Consider the following 22,724-nt stretch of genomic DNA (forward strand, 5'->3'; position numbering starts at 1 on the left):
TCCAACGGGCGTCTCGAACTTACACTTGCGTGTGTTCGAGGCGTCAGCTACGCAATAGAAAGATGACCGTGAACGTGGTTGCCTGCTCATCTGATCCCACTTGTATATGTGCACCGTTAACTTCAAGAACAGATCTCGCAATGGTTAATCCTAATCCAGCGCCTTGCCCGTCACGTTTTCGAGATGGATCCGCGCGGTAGAAACGATCGAAAAGGCGAGAAAGTTGAATGTCAGGGATCTTATTACCTGGGTTTGAAATCGATATCAATGCTTCGTTATCCTGTATTTGAGTAGATACGGTTACTTCTGCATTATCGGGAGTGTACCGAATGGCATTAGATAACAAGTTGCTCAGTGCTTGTCGAAACATCGATTTGTCGCACATTAACGTTATTTTGTGACCAATAAGTTGAATGCTGATGTGCTTCTCTTCGGCCAAGAGCTCAAAGTATTCGATTAATTCACCGATTTCTTTCTGACAGTCTATCCGCTCAGCGTTGGGTTTGATCAAGCCATGCTCCGTTTGTGCTAGTAACAACATGTCACTGACCATTTTCGACATTCGCTCGTACTCTTCTAAGTTAGAATATAAGATGTCAGTGTATTCATTCGTCGAGCGTGGCTGATTGAGTATGACTTGGGTCTGTGTAGTCAGGTTGGTGATAGGCGTTCTTAGTTCATGAGCTATGTCAGCGGAAAAATGGGACAGCTGCTCAAACCCGCTTTCAAGTCTCTCAATCATCGCATTAAAGGACTCCACCAGATTAGCAAGCTCCACTGGGACTTCGGTGGGTTCCAACCTGATATCCAATTTATCCGCGGTGATGGAACCGATTTTGCGACTGAGACGTCGTAAGGGGGAGTGACCACGATAAACAGCAAACCGCGCGGCTAAGATCGTAATAGCCCCAGACAATACAATGATCCCCCACAATGTTGTCTCGAAGTCTTCCATATAGTTCATATGAAATTCCATGTTCGAGGCAACGATGACTTGATAATGTGTTTGGCTGTTGCCGTCTTCAATACGCACGGTTATTTCCGTTGCCCGTAACATATGTTCGCCGTCGAAAAAGAGGCTTAACATGGATGGCGTTATTTGTTCTATTTCATACGTATCCCCAGGGTATTTTTCTAGCACCGCGCTCTCACTGCTAAAAATAACTTCGTTGTCTTTATTTTTAACTAAATAATAGACACCGTGATGCCCAGAGACAGCTTGGAATAATATGCTAGACGGTGCGACCCCTTCATTATACGCTGTATTAAGCTTGCGTTTCACGGCTAGAAACACCTCATTCAGCTCATCTGCATCCTGCTCTTCAAAATGCTGAGCAATCGATTGCTGCACCATAAGACTTATAAACGTTAGGCACACAAAGATAGTGAGCCCAACAAGTATAGTGACCCGAAAGGCGAGAGAGCTTGGTCGCTTTGATAGATCCTTAAGATTCATTACTGCACATTTTATATCCCATCCCTCGCACAGTCTGAATGAGCTTTGGTGAAAAGTCATCATCGATTTTTGCTCGAAGACGGCGAATGGCGACATCAATCACATTGGTATCGCTATCAAAATTCATATCCCATACTTGCGAAGCAATAAGAGAACGCGGCAATACCTCGCCTTGGCGTCTCACCATTAATTCTAATAAGGTGAACTCTTTAGTTGTCAGGTTTATTGTGCGCCCACTTCGCGTGGCAATACGCGAAGGAATGTCGAGCTCCAAATCGGCTATGTGTAAAATATTATTGGGCACGGACGTGCCGCGGCGGATCAACGTACGCACACGCGCTAGCAGCTCAGCAAATGCAAACGGCTTCACTAAGTAATCATCTGCGCCGAGCTCTAAACCTTTAACACGGTCATTCACATGATCACGAGCAGTAAGAAAAAGAACCGGTGTATGATTGTTAGACTCTCGTAACGATGACAATATTTTCCAACCATCGATATCAGGCAGCATGACGTCTAAGATGATCAACTCATATTCACCGAGCATGGCTTTGTGATGGCCATCGAGGCCGGTCCGAACTAACTCAACAACAAAGCCCGATTCAGCAAGGCCTTGTTTGATGTAGTCTCCAGTTTTTGTTTCGTCTTCAACGACTAATATTTTCATGCGATGTTCCGCCCGTGTTACTTATGATAAGCCCGCTTACAATATTAATGTACCTAACGAAACCGTGAAACGAAACACCTACTATGTAGGTCGCTTTGTAATTTCGCTAATGTCCCGTAATCTTAATGCTGAGCGCTATCAAGATGTTAGCCCTTAGGTCGCTGATTATGCAATGAAATCCTTGCCTTTGATCTATGATAATCCGTCTAATTGCATTTATTACCGAATTGTAATGTAGGGGTAATCTGGTTGTCAGGCGAGGGTGCTAACATCATCAGCCATTAATAAACAGTCATTGACTGCTGTCTGTCAAACACCAAGGAACGACGAGACCGTGAAAAGCGCCTTCATTCACTTAATTATTGTGATTGCATTGCTCAGTGTGCAAATGAGCGAGTCATTTGCATTCGCGCAAATGCCATGCAGTGACGAAATGGCAGCGGAGATGGAGGTCGGATCTCACGATATGCACAGCGCTCATGACATGATGAAACACTCGCAAAGCGATGATATGAATGATTGTTGTCAGCAAGATTGCTGTTGTCCAATGGCGATGTTTCATATTGGTCTTCTCTCTAGTCAAGCTCATTCGTCACCCGAAGGCGTGTCGCTGAGTATTCAGTCTCTTAACCCAAACCTAAACCAAATCTTTTTAGGTGGATTGCAGCGCCCTCCGAAACACTCTCTCATTTAAGCAGGATAAGTCCGTCTAGAATCCGGGCAATGATATCGCTTGTTAGTCGAATGTTCGTAGCAAGCCATTTATTTAAACAATAGAAATGAGAAAGTAATTATGTCAATTATTACGCATCGCTCGATGTGGATAGCCTTGGTGTTTGCACTGTTTTTATCAGCATGTACCGACGCAACACAGATAAATAACGATTCAGAGGCAGTGACTGAATCCCCGATAACGTCCTTAACAGTCTACAAAAGCCGTTCTTGTAAGTGTTGCCAAAAGTGGGTGAACCATATTGAAGAGCACGGGTTCGACGCAGACGTATCCAATGTTACGTTAATGTCTCGAATTAAAGACAAATATGGTGTTGCGCCTAATTACCGTTCGTGCCATACGGCATTGTCCCCAGGCGGTTTTGTTTTTGAAGGTCACATTCCAGCAAAATTCATTCAGCAATTTTTAGACAATATACCTGAAGGCGCCATCGGACTCAGTGTGCCGGCTATGCCAATTGGCTCACCTGGTATGGAAGTCGGTGATCAATTTCGTCCTTATCTTATTCTGCAACTCAATGACGATGGCAGCGCAACCACTTATGCCGAAGTTAATACCTATGAGGAGCAATTCTAATGAGACGCTTTTCATTTCATGTCATTGTACTAATGACGCTTTTGAATACTGGGCTCGCCCAAAGTCAAACCAAGTCGGTATTGACATTGGAGCAGGCTGTTGAAATCGCGATTAACAACGATCCTTGGCTTGTAGGCAGTGAGTATCGCGAGCAAGCCATTGTTTCAAGTAGCGTGGCAGCCGCTAGTTTGCCGGACCCGGTAGTTAATATTGGTTTAGCGAACTTACCAACAGATGGATTCGCATTCGATCAAGAACCCATGACGCAACTTAAGGCAGGGGTTTCACAGATGTTCCCCAGAGGGGATTCGTTAGATATTCGTTCTCGTCAATTAAGAGAGCAAGCCGCCGAGCACCCATTAATGCGTGCTGATCGCATCGCCCGCACACGTGTGCAGGTCTCTGATATTTGGCTTGAAATTTATCGCGCGCAGCAGAGTATTAAGCTAATCCATCAAGATAGGGCATTGTTTGAGCAACTCAGTGACATTGCCAAAGCGAATTATGCGACCGCCCTTGGACGCGTGCGACAGCAAGACATCATTAGGGCAAAGTTAGAATTGACGCGGTTAGAAGACAGATTAACAAAACTACAAGCACTGGAAGAACGCGCCACAGGTAAGTTATTGGAATGGATCCTAAAAAACCAGCAGTCTGCACGCCTACTTGGCTTTGATGCATTTAGCGCGTTGCAGTTGCCTAATACATTACCTGCCATTGCAAAAATCACTGACAACACGTTGTTAATGGTAAAAAGGAAAAACCAACAACAGCTCGCGGAATTACTCGCAGATCACCCTTATATTTTATCCATTAATCAACGTATCAGAGCGAGTCAAACCGGGGTTGAGTTAGCTAAAGAAAAATACAAACCCCAATGGGGCGTAAATGCCAGTTACGCTTTTCGCGATGATACCCCGGCAGGTGCAAGTCGAGCTGATTTCTTGTCAGTCGGTGTTAGTTTTGATTTACCTATTTTTACTGAAAACCGTCAAGACAAAGAAGTCTCTGCAGCCGTAAATCAATCAGAAGCCATAAAGACTGACAAGTTACTCGCACTGCGCGAAATGATGTCTGCCATCCAGTCGTTATACGCTGAGCGAGAACGTTTAACTGACAGGCAATCGTTATACAACGACGAGTTATTAGCACAAATGCAAGAACAAGCAGATGCGTCCTTGAATGCCTACACCAATGATGACGGCGATTTCGCCGAAGTTGCTCGCGCGCGTATCGCGGATTTGAATGCGCGTATTGATGCATTGGATATCGATGTGGATCTCGTCAGAACAAACATTCGACTTAATTATTACTTCAATACCACCGCAGGTATTTCCAAGACTCAATTCGGAGAACAATAATGAATAACACGAAAGCCATTATTTTAGGATGTGTTATCGGCGGTGCAATGACTGCGTTAGCATATACATTCCTACTTCCTTCTGATGCACCATCTAACGCAGCAGGGCAAAGCACAGAACCCCAGCCACTCTATTGGGTGGCACCGATGGATCCCAATTACCGTCGTGATGAACCGGGTAAATCTCCGATGGGAATGGATCTCGTCCCCGTTTATGAGGAGAGCACCGGAGGTAATGAAGGTCCGGGAACCATTAGCATATCACCCAATGTAGTTAATAATTTAGGGGTAAGAACAGCATCGGTTCAACGCCGCTCGCTGCATGTCCCTATTCGTACGGTTGGCTATGTGCAATACAATGAAGACACTTTGATACATATCCACCCACGCGTTGAAGGTTGGGTAGATACACTGCATGTGAAAGCCTCGGGAGAGTATGTCAAAAAAGGCGAACCATTGTATTCGCTCTATTCCCCAGAATTGGTCAATGCGCAAGAAGAGCTGCTGATCGCGATGCGCCGCGGGAGCGACGATTTGATCAATGCTGCTCGGTCGCGGTTAGATGCGTTGCAAATGCCAAATGAAGCGATTCAGTCCTTAATATCGAGCAAAAAAGTTCGTCAAACGATCACTTTTTCGGCACCGCAAACCGGGTTTGTTGACAATTTAAATATCCGCGAAGGATTCTTTATCAAGCCAGGCAATACCCTCCTATCCATTGGTGCGTTGGATGAGGTGTGGGTTGATGCTGAAATCTTTGAACGGCAATCCGCGCAAGTCACTGTTGGACTTCCCGTCACAATGACGTTGGATTTTTTACCCGGCAAAACATGGGAGGGTGAGGTTGATTACGTCTACCCCACACTTGAACAGAGCACTCGAACGCTGCGGGTTCGGTTACGCTTTAAAAATGCCGATTACGCGCTTAAGCCGAACATGTTTGCCCAGATCACAATACATTCAGACTTTGACTCAGACAACGTTCTTGTGCCATCAGAAGCGGTTATCAGAACCGGCACGCAAGATCGTGTTGTCTTGGCGTTCGGTGACGGGCAATTCAAGTCCATTGCCGTAGATGTAGGTCGAGTGGTAGAGGACTACACTGAGATTACTACAGGTCTCATCGACGGGGATCAGATTGTCACCTCTGCACACTTTTTACTCGATTCAGAAAGCAGTATCAGTTCAGATTTTAAACGGATGGAAGCACCTGATGCACTCCCGTCGTCGGTTTTTACCGAAGCCACCATCACCGATGTTATGCCCTCACATAACATGATAACAGTGAACCATGGCGCCATCAGTGAATGGGATTGGCCAGAAATGACAATGGATTTTACTGTCGCCAACCACGTAGACCTAACGCGTTTGCGGCAAGGTATGGGGGCGCATATTGAAATTAGTAAAGAAAACGATGGTCAGTATGTGGTAACGACGGTGCATATCATTGACGACAATGCTGATACACAGACTATAAATGGACGCACTATATGGACTGAAGCAACGATTAATTCGGTTATGTCCTCACACAAAATGTTAAATCTTGACCACGGAGCAATTGAAGCGTGGGATTGGCCCGCGATGACAATGGATTTCTTTGTTGCTGACACTATCGATTTATCACAGTTGGAAGCTGGTATGGATTTGCATATTGAAATCACCAAAACCGGTGATAGCGACTATCTGGTAACAACCATCCATGTAAAATCAGCAGAACCAAGTTCAGCGCAAAGCGCAGTGGTGACAGGCACCATTAATGCCATCAATACGCAGTCTCGTGTAGTCAATATTTCACGTGAAGCGATCCCAAAGTGGGATAGGCCTGCGGCAACTCTTGACTTTACCGTGAGCGACGCTATCGATATCAGCCAATTTACGGTCGGTGCTGACATTACATTTACGTTTGAGATCACTGACGGCAACTTTAGGATCCTGAGCATTCAGTCTGAAAGCCAAGATGCTTCGATGGATCATAGCAACCATGGAGGAGCACACGAATGATCGCTGCTATTATTCGATGGTCAGTTTCCAACCGCTTCTTCGTATTACTGACGACCTTAATTATTATCGGCGGTGGTTTATTCACGCTAAAGAATACACCAATTGATGCATTGCCCGACCTATCTGATGTCCAGGTCATCATTAAGACGAGTTACCCTGGACAAGCACCTCAGGTGGTTGAAGATCAGGTGACTTATCCGCTTACCACAGCGATGTTGTCGGTACCAGGCGCTAAAACAGTCAGGGGTTATTCTTTCTTTGGCGACTCATATGTCTACATCATTTTTGATGACAGCACGGATCTCTATTGGGCCCGAAGCCGTGTATTAGAATACCTGTCTCAAGTTGCTCCCAATTTGCCTGAAAATGCTCGGCCACAATTAGGCCCAGATGCAACGGGTGTGGGTTGGGTTTACTTGTATGCATTGGTTGACCGCACAGGCAAAAACGACATATCACAACTACGTAGTCTGCAGGATTGGTTCCTCAAGTACGAACTGCAAACCGTTCCCGGTGTCTCTGAGGTTTCTGCGTTAGGCGGCATGGTAAAGCAATATCAAGTTAAAGTTGATCCTGAAAAACTGCGGGCTTATGGGATCCCGCTATCGCATATTCAAATGGCCATCAAAAGAGGCAACCAAGAAGTTGGCGCATCTGTTATTGAAATGGCTGAGGCTGAATATATGGTTAGGGCGACAGGGTATATTTCAAGTAAACAAGATATCGAAACGATCCCTCTCGGCGTGAATGAAAACGGCACGCCGCTGTTGGTTAGGGATATCGCGGATGTGCAATTAGGCCCTCAAATGCGCAGGGGGGTCGCTGAGCTGAATGGCGAGGGAGAAACCGTAGGCGGCATCGTTGTAATGCGATTTGGGGAAAATGCTCAAACAACCATAAACGGAGTCAAAGCTAAACTAGAAGACCTTAAAAAAGGATTGCCGGATGGTGTCGAAATCGTCACGGTTTACGATCGCTCAGCTTTGATTGAACGGGCGGTAGATAACTTGGCCTCCAAACTGGTAGAAGAGTTTATCGTCGTTGCCCTAGTGTGTATCGCGTTCTTATTTCATGTACGTTCATCGCTGGTCGCAATTATAAGTATTCCTGTCGGGATCATCACGGCAATCATCGTGATGTATATGCAAGGTATCAATGCGAACATCATGTCCTTGGGGGGGATCGCTATTGCTATTGGTGCAATGAGCGATGGGGCCATTGTCATGATCGAAAATATGCATAAGCATATGGAGCGAACCCCCCTGACGAAAGAAAATCGATGGCAGGTCGTCATAGATTCAGCGTCTGAAGTCGGACCTGCGCTGTTTTTCAGTTTGTTGATCATCACCGTTAGTTTCGTACCAGTGTTTACGCTGGAAGCGCAAGAGGGCAGGATGTTCTCGCCGCTTGCATTCACCAAAACATATGCGATGGCCGCTTCCGCAGCGCTTGCGATCACCTTGGTGCCAGTTTTGATGGGGTACTTTGTGCGCGGTAAAGTACTTGCGGAGCATAAGAATCCTGTAAATCGGTTCTTGACGTTTTTATACATGCCAACACTGAAAACGGTATTACGTTTTCCCAAGTTGACCATGCTGGTCGCCGTTATAGTACTGGGAATTGGGCTTTGGCCAATTGATAAGATCGGTAGCGAATTTATCCCGCCGCTTGATGAAGGTGACTTAATGTATATGCCGACGACTTATGCCGGTATTTCGATAGGTAAAGCACGCGAGTTATTGCAACAAACCAATAAACTGATCAAGACCGTTCCTGAGGTCGAAACGGTGTTTGGCAAGGTCGGCCGAGCCGATACGGCAACCGATCCTGCGCCATTAACAATGATAGAAACGTTTATACAATTAAAACCTCAAGATCAATGGCGTGAAGGCATGACTACCCAAGATCTGATTAAAGAATTTGATGCTGTGGTTAATTTGCCGGGGTTAACGAACGCATGGGTTATGCCAATTAAAACGCGGATTGATATGTTGGCTACCGGTATTAAGACCCCCGTGGGCATCAAGATTGGAGGTCCAGATCTCATGGAAATTCAAAAGATTGGTCAACAAATTGAAACGATACTTTCAGATGTTGAGGGCACTGCATCCGTTTATTCAGAGCGCGTTGCCGGCGGGCGTTATGTCAAAGTCGATATCCAACGTGAACGGGCCGCTCGCTATGGTCTTAACATAGCAGACGTTCAACAAGTTGTTTCTAGTGCGATTGGAGGAATGAATGTTACACAAAGCGTCGAAGGATTAGAGCGCTACCCAGTGAATATTCGATATCCACAATCATATCGCTCATCACCTGAATCATTGTCATTGTTGCCTATTGTCACACCACAAGGCAAACGCATTGCGTTGGCTGATGTCGCGGATGTGTATATTGAAGATGGTCCCCCAGGCATTAAAAGTGAAAATGCACGCCTTAATGGCTGGGTGTATGTGGATATTGATGGTGTAGACATTGGCTCTTATGTCGTCGCAGCGCAGCAGGTCGTCAGTGAGGAGCTGGTATTGCCTGCAGGATACTCCATAACGTGGTCGGGACAATATGAATATATGTTGCGGGCAAAAGAAAAATTAACCTATGTAGTGCCATTGACTTTAGCCATTATCGTGATCTTGTTATACCTCAACTTCCGCAATTTTATTGAAGTAGCGATCATCATGGGAACGTTGCCTTTATCGATGGTCGGTAGTATTTGGCTTATGTACTTAGAGGGGTTTAACTTTTCAGTGGCAGTGGGCGTTGGCTTCATTGCATTGGCCGGGGTCGCTGTCGAGATTGGCGTCATTATGTTGGTGTACTTGAATCATGAGTACCAGGCGTTAATCGACAAATGCAAAATGGACGGTATTAAACCCACCGTAGGAATGCTAACCGAAGCCGTATTGCATGGCGCGGGTTTGCGTGTCCGGCCAGTCATGATGACGACCGCAACCATTATATTCGGACTATTACCGGTACTTTATGGCTCAGGTACGGGGTCTGAAGTGATGAGTCGTATCGCTGCGCCCATGGTGGGCGGGATGGTCAGTGCGATTTTATTGACGCTACTTATTTTACCAGCCATTTATTTAATATGGCGAAAACAGCAGCTCAAAACGATGAGTAATTGGTAGTTATGCGTCGCCTTGCTCGTCGGTTACACCGATACCTACTGTTGATTGTTGGTGGGCAGATGCTCCTCTGGTCAGTGAGTGGACTCTACATGGTCTGGTTTGATATCCACTATATTCATGGCGATCATTTCATCAGAAGCTCGCGCGCGCTTTCATCATTGTCAACGGTAAATGTTGGCTTTGATGAGATAGTCGCTCTTTATCCTGATGCTAAGTCAATCGTTTTGGACAGTGTGGGGGAGATGCCGGTTTACCGATTAACCCTCACCGGTAAGACGCACCTGATCAGCGGCTTATCTGGAGACATCATCCAACCGTTGTCAGACAAACAAGCCGCCGCCATCGCAATGTCCAGGTCAAGTCGGTCGTATGAGGTCGACAATGTGACCTTGCTGGGTGAAAACGAAGAGGATAGTGCGGTTGGGCAACGAGGACGTCCATTATGGCGAGTTGAATTTAAAGGCGCACTTGCGCCAACATTTTACGTCAGTCAAGACACAGGTACGGTTGAATATATTCGACATGCCCCTTGGCAAGTATTTGATTGGTTATGGCGCCTCCATATTATGGATTACCAAGACGGTGAAGACGTTAGTAATACACTATTAGTGAGCATGACTATCATAGGGCTGTTGGCCGCATTAGCAGGCTTGCTATTGCTGCCTTATTCCTTTTCGTCATCGCGAAAGGCAGCTGACTGAAATGTTCTGGCGGATCATTCACAAATACCTTGCATTGATTGTGTTTTCACAATTAATGGTTTGGCTCGCTACGGGTTTTTTACTCGGACAGGCTGAGCACAGTAAACCCCTCTCCAGAATCGCAAGTGACGCTATTGCAGGAAGTGTATTAACGCCAAACCTAATATCCGTCGAGAACGTCCTTATACGCTCACCCAATGCGCTCTCTATTGAGCTGCTTAGCTTGCTGGGAAACCCGACCTATAAGGTTATGACGCACTATGCTAGACATGCCCATGAAAGAGAGTATGAGTTAATAGACGCGATAAAGGGAAATAAAATAGAACTAACAGCGAACGATATCCGTGATCTGGTCAACAATCAGTTCCGGTTAACTTCGCCTATTCAAGATTTGCGCCGTGTTGATCCGCCGATAGAGCATCTACCCAAAGAGCAACAATCGGTTTGGCATGTACGTTTATCAGACAGAGAAACGACACACATTTATGTCCGAGCATCGACAGGGGAATTGGCCGGCGTCGTCGATAGCAACAGGGAATGGACAAACTTGTTGATGCTATTGCACTTTATGGATTATCAGAACACCGGCTCATTTAATCACTGGTGGATCAAGGCTCTCGCGTTACTGACTGTGCTGATGAGTATTTCAGGAATTACGTGGCTGGTTAGCCTCGTTAAAAATAAGCAAGTATTCATTAGGTGGTGGTATAGAAAGCAAGACTTAGTGGTACGAGATCAGCAAGGTTACCTCCAAAACGTCGTTGCTAAGGACAATGAATCACTTCTGGATTGTCTACAGCACAACGCCCTTTCTATTGGGTCAGTATGTGGGGGAGGGGGAACATGCGGCCAATGTATTGTGCGTCTTGATCCATCGGCTGCCATTTCAGTTGCAGAACGATACCGCTTATCTCAAGACAGGTTGTTGTCCGGTTATCGTTTAGCTTGTCAGCAAAACACTGATTTGAAAGGCAACGTTCAGCTTGTAGAGTCTCCAAACCCCAAAACAGTATCATGCGAGTTGCTCTCAAACACATTCATTACACCCTTTATCAAAGAATTAAGATTTAAATATCAAGGCAGTGTTCCACTGGATTTTAAGCCTGGCAGTTTTGTTCAATTCACGATTAAAGAAGGTCAATCTTTAGCGTTTCCGAAAGACTTACCGAGACGCTATCAGCCTTATTGGCCGCGTTTTGAATCAGCTACATTTTCCCATCCAAACACTGTCAGGCATTATTCAGTTGCAAACCGAAATGATGGTAGTGGCGTGCTTACATTCAATATAAAAATGCAACCGGCACAATCTAACAACCAAAGACCTGGCATCGGTTCTTTTCACCTTGGTAATTTAAGCATCGGCACGGTGGTTGATATAGTTGCGCCTCGAGGGGGATTTAACTTACCTGATGATCTTGGTGTACGAGAAATTGTGTTGGTCGGTGGGGGCTCGGGTATAGCACCTCTAAAAGCTCTAATCGATGAACTAATATTTGACTTGCATTCGACACTGCCTATAACCCTCTTTTATGGCGCCAAACACCCTGTTGAATTGGCAAATCATTGCTGGTTAAAAGCGGTTGAAACACAGCATTCCAATTTCTCCTATCAACCTATCGTGTCTAACGCGTCTTCTGTTTGGTATGGACAGGTGGGCCGCGTACAAACGCCGTTGAATGCATTTGTGTCTGCGCACCGTAGCCTCCATCGATGTTTGTTTTTCCTCTGCGGTCCTCCGGCAATGATGAACGATGTAACCCAGTTACTATTACGCTACTCCGTCAATGAAAATGCTATACAAATCGATTCATTTTCACCATTTACTACTACTTAAAACTACCGAGGTTTATTTATGAAAACACTATTGTCAACGTTCTTACTGACCGCTCTTTTCTTGAGCACAAGCAGTTATGCTCACACATCGTTGAAAACGTCCATGCCAAAAAACAATGCGATGTTAATGTCATCGCCTCCACAATTGTCCGTTGTTTTTACTGAGCCAGTTCGTTTGGCCAAATTGACGTTAAATTCTCAAAACGGCGAGCCTGTCGACTTTAATTTTTCTCCATCGATGGAGTCTAGCACTTTCTTTAATTACGACTTACCGACGTTATCGCCGGGTAACTATACCGCACAGTGGATGTTACTTGGTGAGGATGGGCACAAAATGGACGGTTCATTTGACTTCATGGTTCACGGAAGCAAGTCCATGCAAGATGACAAAAAAGCCCATAGTCAACACAAAGACCATTAAAGAGGAAGATTAAAATGGCAATTTGGGAAGTATTGATCCTATCCACCAAGCTTACTGTCTATCTAGGACTGTCGGCGCTTTTGGGCGGATTTCTTATCCTTCTTTTAGTGCCATTTAGCCTGGAAAAACAATCTCACGCTCGTCTGCTTCTGCAAGGTCATATTATTAAGTATATGGCTATGTTTGGTTTAGTTGGTGTTTTCGCGACTACGTTGGATTTCTTTTTCCAAGTGGGGTCGCTATCTCAAACGGGTTTCACAGGCATGTTTGATGCGGTCATGCGACGTATGGTTGCACAATCTACTTTAGGGACTATTGCAATAAGTCGGCAGTGCATATTCATCGTCGGCATTGCTTTTTGTGGATCGTTTTATTGGCAACTCGCTCGCAAAAAAACGCCTCAATTTATCGTGACTCTTCTTGGTGCAATAATTCTGTGGGGGAGTATTGGATATGTATTCATGCTTTCCGGGCATACCGTGCAACTGGAACGTTCATATGGTTATGCATTAGCTGTGCATGTGATCATCGCGCTAAGCTGGATGGGCGCTCTTTGGCCGTTGTCAGCAGCATGCCTACACCTATCGCCTACACCGCTATACAGTCTGATGCGGCAATTTGGTCATCTTGCTATAGGACTGGTGAGCCTGCTGCTCCTTGCCGGCACTCTGCTAGCATGGGAGCTAGTTGGTTCTGTAGGTAATTTATTCAATCAAATCTATGGACAAAGCCTTCTGTTAAAGCTGGGCTTTGTCAATGCGATCCTGCTGCTTGCCGCATGGCATAAATTAAAATTAACGCCCAAGCTTTTAACGCACAGTAACGCAGCGATAGACATGCGCCGTTCGATCCAAATTGAAATGCTCATTGGACTATGCATTTTTCTGATCACCGCTGTTTTGACTACTGTTCTTGGTCCTCAATCTTAACTTTGGATTTATCTGAAAATTAATTACGTTTTAACGACTGTTTTGTCTATTGCGCTGCTTTCATTTAGTACGTTTGCTCATGAGCCACTCAAATCAATAGAGCACTCTGCAACTCACTTCAGTGGCTTGGATACTGCAGCGGGTCGCAGTGTGCTCGCTTATCACGAAGCATTATCTAATGGACAAGCGGATGACGTCATGAGTGCATTGACATCCGAAGTCATTATTTTAGAGGGATCGCGAATAGAACGCAGTGCTGAAGAATATCGACAACATCATTTACACGGTGATATGCGGTTTTCTGCGGCTGTCAAAACCACAACAATTGAACATCATGTTCGCGTTTATGGGGATACGGCGGTCTCAATTGCCAGAAGCCACACCCTTGGCACATACAAAGGTAAACAAATTGATAAGCAAGGAAATGAAACACTGGTACTTAACCTTATCAATGGTCATTGGAAAATAAGTCATATCCACTGGTCCCATTAACACTTTAATTTATAGGAAAACTTTAAATGACGTTACTTATGCGAATCTCACTCGTCCTGATGTTAAGCACAACTACACTGGGCGTCTTTGCATCACAGGCAGATGAAGACAAAGCGACGATTGAAGAAATTATCATTGCTATTGAAAACGGTTGGGAGTCGGGCCAAGGACGGCCTTTTTATGAACACTATCTCGACCATAAAGGTGCTCGATACATTGAATCAGGCGGCCAAAACACAGGATTAAGTGATCTCGTCGAAAATCATGTGGAGCCAGAGAAAGAAGTACTCAAACGCCTCACCATCGATATATTGGATATGGATATTACAATTGATGACGATATGGCATGGGCGATTACGACCGTAAATGTGTCTGGTGAAGTAAGAAAAACTGGCTCAACATTTGACAAAAAGGGCTACCAAACGTACTTGTTTAAACGAACGAGTAAAGGATGGAAAGTCATACATTCACATTCGTCTACCCGCGATAAAAAGCCCCACAAGCATCATTAAGCGACGTCAGTATGCCCATCACTCGCAACGTTACCCTAGACATCATGCGCACGGTCGCCATTGTATTAATGGTGATCTTTCACTTCGCGTATGACTTGCGGTTCTTTGGCTGGGTAGATTGGAGTGTGCCAAATGGTCCTGGCTGGAAACAATTTCGGTATGTCATTTTATCACTCTTTTTCTTAAGTGTGGGTGCATCATTGGTGTTCGCTCATCACCAACGCGTGGATTTGAAATCCTTTGCGAAGCGAATAATGTGGATAGTGGTATGGGCATGCGTTATATCACTATTTACTTATTGGTTTTTCAATAGTAATTGGATATTTTTTGGTGTTTTACACTTTATCGCCGTGGCCAGTGTACTATGCCTTCCCTTCGCACGTTATCCAGTCATGGCTTGTTTTATTGGGATAGGGATTATTACACTGTTCTTAACGAATGTGGTTACAAGTAAATGGCCGTTTAACTTATGGGAATTGGGGCTGCCGTCATCACCCAACGATTATGTTGCACTATTTCCTTGGGTTGGCGTTGTATTGCTGGGCATTGGCGTTGGCCATATGTTTATTAAGGGTATAGATCCCTGTGCTTCACTGAAATTATCAACTAAAATCACGTTTTTAGGACGTCACAGTCTTGCTGTGTATGTGTTACATCAACCTCTGTTTTTTGTAACATTAGGCAGCGTGTATTGGCTTTCGCATTCGGTTATGTGAGTCTAAGTTGAAGATGAGACAATGATAATAAGGGACCTTTGACAAAAGTAGAGCGTTGTTTGTTTTACAAGTAGTCTCGGCGTTTCTAGCACTTGTATATCAGTAATAGTGTGGATATACTTAGCGTACAACAACATTTTTAGGTAGGGACCGCTGTGCTTTTAGTGCCAACAAACCCAGATTACCGCTAGTCTTCAAACAATCTTGGGCGCTCTTTCTGGAATCCAGTATATTTTTGCCATAGACTGTTACATTGTGCTCCCGCGAGTACGTTAGTGATAGCGTCGTCTGTGGCCATTTCTTTTTCTGCCAATAATAGTCTCACCTGACAAGAAATTTCATGCATCGCCGCTTGTTTCGTAAAAAGGCTTTTATCACGTAAACAGACTCTAATAAAAATTAGACTATCGACCATGCATATCACCCGAAAAATGAACCGCGGAAGCCGCTCAGGATCTTGGTATTCACTGCGCTCTTCGGTCAACCAAAAATTTAAATTCTCTTCAAAACTTTTTAACCGTTTGTTAATACTCTGCAAGGCATTGTCATTTAATACACCAAAGCGGGTCATCTCTGCTTCGTAAAATGCTAAATCGAGTAGCGCTTCATAGTAAAGCATTCTTGCGTCATCTAATTTGTCTTTGACCATTTCGAAGCGTGAAATAGCATGTTCTTGTATTGCGATGACCTCTCTAAGAACACTCGGATCGCAACGAGCGGTAGTGCTGTCTTCAACTGACGTCATGCTTAGATCATCAAAGAAACGGTCATAACCGTCTTCAATTAGAAACCGGCGAAGATAAATCGATATCGCTAAATTTTTAAAAACAAGACCGTTTTGCGTCTCCGTCTCACTCATTAACTTATCGAAAGCGTTTGCCGCGTACTGAACTTTTTCTAAATTTATCTGCTCCAAACGTTCAATTTTTTGTTGGTGTCCGTCTGTGAGCCTCTTAATATCTTTCTCATGCCGCTCAGTGAGCGCTGAAATTTGACGTTGTGTTACCCCCCTTAACGCTAGTAGATCTTGATCTGTTGCCTCTTTTAGCGCCTCCAAGTCTTGTTCTGCTTTGTTTTTTACTGCTTGAGTTCGAGTACTTTGAATGTGGTTCATCCAAGCAATAACTGCAGAAATAACGGCAACTAGGATGGCTGTTAATGTTAATACTGTGGTGGCCAAATTGCGTGTAGCTTCATTAGTAAAGTCGCGCGAAGCTAACAATGTCTCTGATTTAACAGATTGATGCTGTTGCGTTAACTCGGATTGCAATCGTAAGCGAATCTCTTGCATATCAAGAATATCCAAAGATGATTTTATTTGCTCTAACTCAGATGCGCTAAGCGTTGAGGGTTGCATTTTGATCGCTTCATTATATAACGTTTTCACCGCATCAATATCTTGTTCAATACGCGCAAGTCGACGATTAACTTCTGCATTGGAAAGCGTAGCATTCTCCAATAACAGTAAATCTCGATTAATCTCATCAACCTGTTTCTTAAGGCCAACTAATCCGCGATAGAAGTCTGCGTGAACATAGTCATCGGTATCGGCAAAGCAAATGGTGGGAAGAAGTAGAGTAAAAACTAACATCCATTTAAACACTGTATATATCCTAATTACTGCAACTGACGGTTGATCGCCATAGCGCTTGAGTAAGTATTACACCAGCTTAACGGTTTATTGTAAATCCCGCTGCAAAGAGCCTGCAAACCTAAGTTGAGGGTCGTATTTCTTTTTTAAAGCAATCAAACGCTCTACATGGTGACCGAAATAACTGGTCAATGGACAGTCGTTGCCCATGTCATAATTTTGGTAGGCATGGCCATTAAAAAATGGGGATAATCGTTCATAGGTTTGATTAACCCAGTCTATAACCTTGGTATTGTCTCGATCGGGCAGAGTCACACCCGTGATGCTACATACAAATGAGGCATCGCGATGAATAAATGCGGTTTCATGGGTCTCGATATCCTGGATCGCGCCACATAACGGATCGAGCATAATGCCCGCTGCGTTGTCTGGGCAAGACTGATAGCATTGCAAAAGCGCATCAATAAACTGTTCCGTAAGTTCACCTTCAATGATCCCATTGCGCCAATAAAGTGCGTGCCCTTGTTCATATTCATTTGACTGGCACTCTATGTATTGTTTATGCGTAACAGAGATATCGGCATCCGTTTCCCATTTTGCTATGTTATTTAGGTTGGAGTCAGGGTCTTCACTAAACCCCATAATTGATATTTTTGCATTTTGTAACGCTGAACGAGCGATGTATGCATATAAGAATTGCGTTCTCGGCCCCTGCAGTACAGCATCGCTGTATTGCTTTAAAATAGGCTTTGCCTTTTGAATTGGCCATTCAATGATACCTCCTTGAACATAAGCTGGAGCCGGGTGCAGCCTAAATGTTATGTGGGTGATAACGCCAAATTGAGAGCCGCCACTGCCGCGTAGTGCCCAAAAAAGATCAGAGTGTTCCAAAGTGTTTATAACTCTTTGCTGACCATCTGCTGTGATCAGATTAAACGCCAAGACATTGTCGCAACTTAACCCATGTTTGCGTGACAAAAAACCGATCCCGCCGCCTAACGTTGCTCCTACAACACCGACATCCGGGCAGGTGCCTAATGGGATCACTTTCTTATATTTCGATAAGAACAGATCCAAATTATGATTTTTCACACCCGCGCCCACTCTTACTGACTGACCAACTGCGCAAAGTTCTATACTTTGAAAGGCAGACATATCAAGGACAATGCCACCGTCAATAACGGCCGCACCCGTTACCCCATGGCCGCCGCCTTTAACTGATATTTGTAAATTAAGGCGATTGGCATAGTCAATTGTATTAATAATATCGACGTTTGACTCAGGCACGACTATCGCATATGGAAAATGTGAAATGGCTCGATTAAAAACATGACGCCGCGCTGAATAGCCTGTACTTCCAACGTCCCAGACACTGCCGCTTAACTTGTTTCGCAACGACAGTAAGTCAGATTCAGTTGGCTTCGTTGAAATAGTTTTATTGGTATCAATTGGGTTGAGCGGCGCTTCGTCAATGCTTTGCAATAAATCCCAATTTGTTCTGCTAAATGTCTTTGGGTCTATACGATTTAACAATTGCCAAAGGTATTGTGCAACAAGGCGCGGCGGTAGTAGCTTGTTCTCTTCATGTAAGCCTCTTAAAAAGGCCGACATCGGCAGTACATCGCTTGGCACTTGCCGGATTTTTTTTTGCATCGCTGTATCAACATTTCCGGGAGCTGCGGTGGCAAAAACAGCTACATCTTCATTAACTTCTTGTCTAAAACAACTACACACCATATTCAAAGCCGTTTTACTCACACAGTATGCTGATGCGCCTTTCACTGCACTAACGGGTTGCTCGCTTGTCAAATACAGTACGCGGCTATGTTTAAACTTATCCAGGCACAGTTGTGTTATCAAAAAGGGGATATCGCAGTTGATTCTTTGTGCCGTGCGCCATTCTTTGTAGCCTATTGATTGAATAGGTTTAAGCGGTGTGACAATACCTGCACAATGCACTAAGTAATCAATCTGTTCGTATTGGCTAAGCGATTCTTGAATTTCAATCGTTGCCGCTTCGTGATTAAAATCAACGTGTTCTATGACGAGCCGGGATTCAAATTTTTCATTTAACGCTCCTAGTTCTGAGCTATCACGACACAGTGCAACAACAAGCATATCCGGATCCCTTGATAAGAATTCATTAGTCAATGCTAATCCAATCCCTGATCCTGCTCCGGTAATTACCGCAATTTTGTGTTTCGTCATTTCTTATTATCCGCTCACCCAATTAAAAAATCGCATCTGGTATTCAGCATATGCCGCTGCAAAGTAGCTATGAGGAGACCTGTTGACGCAGCTTGAGCATAGATAATTTTGAACCAAGGATAAATAAACCCATGATTTGATTACGGAAATGTAATGATGCTGTAATCCGATTGTCGTGAAGGATTGATCTAAATCAATTACATTTATCGTGTGATTTATAGGATGGATTTCATCAAAAGCAAAGGATAAATCGGGTGCAAAAAATTACGATAGCACTAATCTGCATTGCCATATTACTGATCAATTCTGTATCAGTCAGTGTGCATGCATTTGAAAATGTCGGAATTCATACGCACGTTTATACACACAGTGTTGATGCTGATGACACCACAGTACACTCTAGTAAAGAATCTGCGCAATCATGTTATTGCTCGGATTGCTTTTACTCAGACAATACCAACTCGAATTTGTCGTTAGCTATTGTCCCTTTATCCGCCGGGCTTATGCCCGTAACTATGGGAACTGATAATTTCATCGAGGTCTTTGTTACGTTAACACGCTCAATTCCACCAGATATTCCTCCACCGATAACATTTCTATTTCAGGCTTGAATATAAGAATAGCTGGCGGCGCTTTTGTTGCCATCAACTTTAGTAAGTAATGAACACAGTACACACTGGGAAATGTTATGCGAATAATAAATACAATACGACTTGTAACCATGCTGTCGGCCGGGCTTGCTATACAGCAACCTTTACATGCGGCTGAATCAAGCGACCGATTCGTTTTCGTTGGCTACGGCGATGTGAAATATGAAAGCGCCGATGTTGCGGGCACCGATGCGTTTTCAGCGCGCTTTGTTCCGATATTTTTATTTAGTTTAAATGACAAGATGCACGTGGAAGCTGAACTTGAAGTTGGCTTAAATGAAGATGGGGAAACAGAAACTGAGCTTGAATATGCAGATATCCATTACTTCTTAAACGACAACACGACCATTACAGCAGGCAAATTTTTACTGCCGTTTGGACAATTTAGTGCCAACTGGCATCCCAGTTGGATCAATCGCAGCATCTGGACGCCTGGCATATATGGTGCCCACGGCTCTAGCCAAGCAATGGATCCCATGTTGCCTATTTTAAGTGATGTCGGTGTGGCAGCACAGCAAGTCTACCAAGTAGGATCCGCAAAGGTGTTTTTCGATGTCTTTATGACAAATGGACCTCGTTCAGAAGCAGAACATGACGAAGAAGAAGTAGTGGAAGACGACCATGATATTGCGTTTGCTCGCTTGTTTTCGCCTACGACCACACTCGATCCAGATGTGGATGAACATGGCGAAGCCTTCCCTGAAGTCGAGTTTGAGGCGACGAGTTCAGACAACAATAGTAATAAGGCGTTTGGCGGCCGAATCGCCGTAGCTTTTCTCCCGTCAATTGAAATAGGCACGTCTTACTATCAGGGCGCTTATGATGAAGGTGGACAGCTGGATATTAGGGCTAATGGTATCGACATCAATTTGATCAGTACACACGCAATTTTGCGAGGCGAGTACATTCGCACTGAAACCGACGCGTTTGTAGAGCGAGATCATGAGGATGTAATTGATTCGTTTTCTCGCAATGGTTGGTTTTTACAAGGAACATTTTTTGTAGGCCATCTATTCGAAGAGCTAGGGAGTACCGAAATTGTTATTGAACATGCGCAAACCAAAAAAGTAGAAGAAGCCGAGCGATGGATGGTCGGTATTAATTACTGGTTGGATCCGCGTTCAGTCATCAAAGTGGGTTACGAAGATACAGACGTTGCTGATGGCCCTGACGACAAACGTTTCGCCGTGCAATTTAGTTATGGCTTCTAGGAGGACTAATTATGAATAATCAATCTACCATTAACATATTTGTGTTGTTTGCTTCTTTATTCGCATCGCTTCACGTGCACAGTAGTGAACCACTGTCAGGCGCCGAATTAATAAATAATAATTGTGCGCGATGCCATAACAGCCGTCCAATACAAGAGTTTTCCATGAGTGAATGGAAAGTCATTATGCCTCATATGCGAGAAAAGGCCCACTTAACCGGAACAGAGGTCCAAGCCATTCTTAACTTTATGGAAATTGCAGCGACACCTGTAAAGGCTGTAAAAGTCATTGAGCCTGTCACTATTGCGGTGGATCCACGAGAAGTCCTCACTCGCTATGGCTGCCAAGGCTGCCATCAGGTTCAAGGTGCGGGCGGAACACTTGGCCCATCGTTAGACAATGTTATCAGCGATAGAGGCAAAGCCTTCTTTTTACGAAAGGTCAAAGAGCCTCAATTTAATAACGCTTCTTCTGCAATGCCACAAATGCCTATAACAGATGAAGAGCTTGAGGTTTTGGCCGAATTTTTATCGCCCAAATAGCACCTTGACCTGAGTCTAAGACATAGGATTAAGGTGACAAGTCGTCTATTTCAAACCTAAACCGCTCATGTGAGCACAATTAAAGGAAAAATTATGAAAACATTAACGTCATTATTACTGGCCAGCGCCCTTGTCGCTGCGCCAATTGCGACTTCTTACGCGCATCAACACACTGATAAACCTGACATGCCGATGATGGACAGTCAGATGATGAAGAAAATGCAAACACATATGGAAGAAATGCAAGCAGTTTTAGATGCTGTAAAAAGTGAATCTGATCCTGAAAAGCGCGAAGCCATGTTGCATGAGCATGCCCAAAAGATGCAAGACATGATGGGCATGATGGAAGGCAAAGATTCGATGGGAATGAAAGATGGAAAAGGAATGAAAGGCGGCATGGGCATGAAGCATAAACACAGTGATATGTCGACTGATGACAAAATGAAAATGATGGAACAGCGTATGGCCATGATGGAAGACATGATGGGGCAAATGATGGGACATACGGCTGAAAAAGCGAAGCCAATACACAAGCATAAAAAGAACTAATCAATGCGTTATGAGGCAGGAAAAGCGACTGCCTCTTTTCTTTTAATAATCGCGGGAGTTTTACATGAACAAATTAATCAAGCTTTTATCAATTGCAATCTTGTCTATTGGGCTACTAGGGGGCTGTGCAAGCCAGATATACCATGACTACATCATGAGTGGGCAGGTTGTTACCGTCGATGATAAACAAGTAGTGGTGTGTGTCTCTGACACCGATGGTCTCAAAGAACATCAAGTCTTTAATGTTTATCGCACCGTTTTTGATGCGACAGCAATTTCTGAAGGGGAAGACGGCTACTCGCGCGAATTCGTGGGCAAAATTCGATTAGGTAAGACGAAGGATGAGCATTTTGCAGAGGCTACTGTACTTGATGGCGAACTTGCACGTTATGACATGGTTGAGTTTGATCGTGGGTTTTAATCGATATTTTTGAATAGGAGCATG

Annotated in this window: 20 protein-coding genes; 16 read left to right on the forward strand and 4 right to left on the reverse strand. The window is 44.4% G+C overall.

Annotated features, from left to right (window positions below):
• Positions 1–43 precede the first annotated feature (43 nt).
• Together AC27IB_RS05375 and AC27IB_RS05380 are read right to left on the reverse strand one after the other, a co-directional pair.
• Positions 44–1,456: a heavy metal sensor histidine kinase gene (locus AC27IB_RS05375; RefSeq protein ID WP_487119457.1), complete on the reverse strand. Its 1,413-nt coding sequence runs from the start codon at positions 1,454–1,456 to the stop codon at positions 44–46.
• Complete coding sequence (locus AC27IB_RS05380) at positions 1,446–2,123, reverse strand: heavy metal response regulator transcription factor (RefSeq protein ID WP_071978925.1); 678 nt, start codon at positions 2,121–2,123, stop codon at positions 1,446–1,448. Before AC27IB_RS05380 ends, AC27IB_RS05375 begins: the two co-directional genes overlap by 11 nt.
• A 334-nt stretch (positions 2,124–2,457) precedes the next feature.
• Here AC27IB_RS05380 and AC27IB_RS05385 point away from each other — a divergent pair, with 334 nt between their 5' ends.
• From AC27IB_RS05385 to AC27IB_RS05440, 12 genes are all read left to right on the forward strand, one after another.
• The gene (locus tag AC27IB_RS05385) at positions 2,458–2,817 is read left to right on the forward strand and encodes a hypothetical protein (protein ID WP_013755305.1); all 360 of its coding nucleotides are present in this window, start codon (positions 2,458–2,460) and stop codon (positions 2,815–2,817) included.
• Between the two features lie 99 nt (positions 2,818–2,916).
• Positions 2,917–3,432 (forward strand): DUF411 domain-containing protein, encoded by a 516-nt coding sequence (locus AC27IB_RS05390; protein WP_044447419.1) that lies wholly within the window; start codon positions 2,917–2,919, stop codon positions 3,430–3,432.
• Complete coding sequence (locus AC27IB_RS05395) at positions 3,432–4,793, forward strand: TolC family protein (RefSeq protein WP_487119460.1); 1,362 nt, start codon at positions 3,432–3,434, stop codon at positions 4,791–4,793. Before AC27IB_RS05390 ends, AC27IB_RS05395 begins: the two co-directional genes overlap by 1 nt.
• Positions 4,793–6,793 carry an efflux RND transporter periplasmic adaptor subunit gene (locus AC27IB_RS05400; RefSeq protein WP_487119462.1) on the forward strand — a complete coding sequence of 667 codons (2,001 nt, stop codon included), beginning with the start codon at positions 4,793–4,795 and terminating at the stop codon, positions 6,791–6,793. Before AC27IB_RS05395 ends, AC27IB_RS05400 begins: the two co-directional genes overlap by 1 nt.
• Positions 6,790–9,924, forward strand: a complete 3,135-nt coding sequence (locus AC27IB_RS05405) for an efflux RND transporter permease subunit (protein ID WP_487119464.1) — start codon at positions 6,790–6,792, stop codon at positions 9,922–9,924. Before AC27IB_RS05400 ends, AC27IB_RS05405 begins: the two co-directional genes overlap by 4 nt.
• Before the next feature lie 89 nt (positions 9,925–10,013).
• Positions 10,014–10,625, forward strand: a complete 612-nt coding sequence (locus tag AC27IB_RS05410; protein ID WP_487119466.1) for a peptidase — start codon at positions 10,014–10,016, stop codon at positions 10,623–10,625.
• 1 nt (position 10,626) lies between these two features.
• Positions 10,627–12,459, forward strand: coding sequence for a 2Fe-2S iron-sulfur cluster-binding protein (locus tag AC27IB_RS05415; RefSeq protein WP_487119468.1), 1,833 nt, complete (start codon positions 10,627–10,629; stop codon positions 12,457–12,459).
• A gap of 18 nt (positions 12,460–12,477) precedes the next feature.
• Positions 12,478–12,879, forward strand: coding sequence for a copper resistance CopC family protein (locus tag AC27IB_RS05420; protein ID WP_071978933.1), 402 nt, complete (start codon positions 12,478–12,480; stop codon positions 12,877–12,879).
• 14 nt (positions 12,880–12,893) lie between these two features.
• Entirely contained in the window at positions 12,894–13,808 is a 915-nt protein-coding gene (locus AC27IB_RS05425; protein ID WP_487119470.1) for a copper resistance D family protein, read from the forward strand.
• Positions 13,809–13,850: 42 nt separating this feature from the next.
• Entirely contained in the window at positions 13,851–14,300 is a 450-nt protein-coding gene (locus AC27IB_RS05430; protein ID WP_240621974.1) for a YybH family protein, read from the forward strand.
• A gap of 26 nt (positions 14,301–14,326) precedes the next feature.
• Positions 14,327–14,812 (forward strand): nuclear transport factor 2 family protein, encoded by a 486-nt coding sequence (locus AC27IB_RS05435; protein ID WP_105935254.1) that lies wholly within the window; start codon positions 14,327–14,329, stop codon positions 14,810–14,812.
• Between the two features lie 11 nt (positions 14,813–14,823).
• Positions 14,824–15,528, forward strand: coding sequence for an acetyltransferase domain-containing protein (locus AC27IB_RS05440; RefSeq protein ID WP_105935253.1), 705 nt, complete (start codon positions 14,824–14,826; stop codon positions 15,526–15,528).
• Positions 15,529–15,715: 187 nt separating this feature from the next.
• Here the strand turns inward: AC27IB_RS05440 and AC27IB_RS05445 are convergent, their stop codons facing one another.
• Together AC27IB_RS05445 and AC27IB_RS05450 are read right to left on the reverse strand one after the other, a co-directional pair.
• Positions 15,716–17,131 carry a hypothetical protein gene (locus AC27IB_RS05445; RefSeq protein ID WP_487119473.1) on the reverse strand — a complete coding sequence of 472 codons (1,416 nt, stop codon included), beginning with the start codon at positions 17,129–17,131 and terminating at the stop codon, positions 15,716–15,718.
• Positions 17,132–17,206: 75 nt separating this feature from the next.
• Entirely contained in the window at positions 17,207–19,327 is a 2,121-nt protein-coding gene (locus AC27IB_RS05450; protein WP_474377580.1) for an SDR family NAD(P)-dependent oxidoreductase, read from the reverse strand.
• Positions 19,328–20,015: 688 nt separating this feature from the next.
• Between AC27IB_RS05450 and AC27IB_RS05455 the strand changes: the two genes are divergently transcribed.
• The 4 genes from AC27IB_RS05455 (at position 20,016) to AC27IB_RS05470 (ending at position 22,700) form a co-directional block, all read left to right on the forward strand.
• On the forward strand, positions 20,016–21,188 hold the full coding sequence (locus AC27IB_RS05455) for a porin (protein ID WP_487119475.1): 1,173 nt from the start codon (positions 20,016–20,018) through the stop codon (positions 21,186–21,188).
• An 11-nt stretch (positions 21,189–21,199) separates the two neighbouring features.
• Complete coding sequence (locus tag AC27IB_RS05460; protein WP_487119477.1) at positions 21,200–21,730, forward strand: c-type cytochrome; 531 nt, start codon at positions 21,200–21,202, stop codon at positions 21,728–21,730.
• A 93-nt stretch (positions 21,731–21,823) separates the two neighbouring features.
• Positions 21,824–22,279, forward strand: coding sequence for a hypothetical protein (locus AC27IB_RS05465; protein ID WP_487119479.1), 456 nt, complete (start codon positions 21,824–21,826; stop codon positions 22,277–22,279).
• A gap of 64 nt (positions 22,280–22,343) precedes the next feature.
• On the forward strand, positions 22,344–22,700 hold the full coding sequence (locus AC27IB_RS05470) for a hypothetical protein (RefSeq protein ID WP_487119481.1): 357 nt from the start codon (positions 22,344–22,346) through the stop codon (positions 22,698–22,700).
• Positions 22,701–22,724 lie beyond the last annotated feature (24 nt).

Source organism: Alteromonas sp. 4NH20-0104, assembly GCF_057547795.1.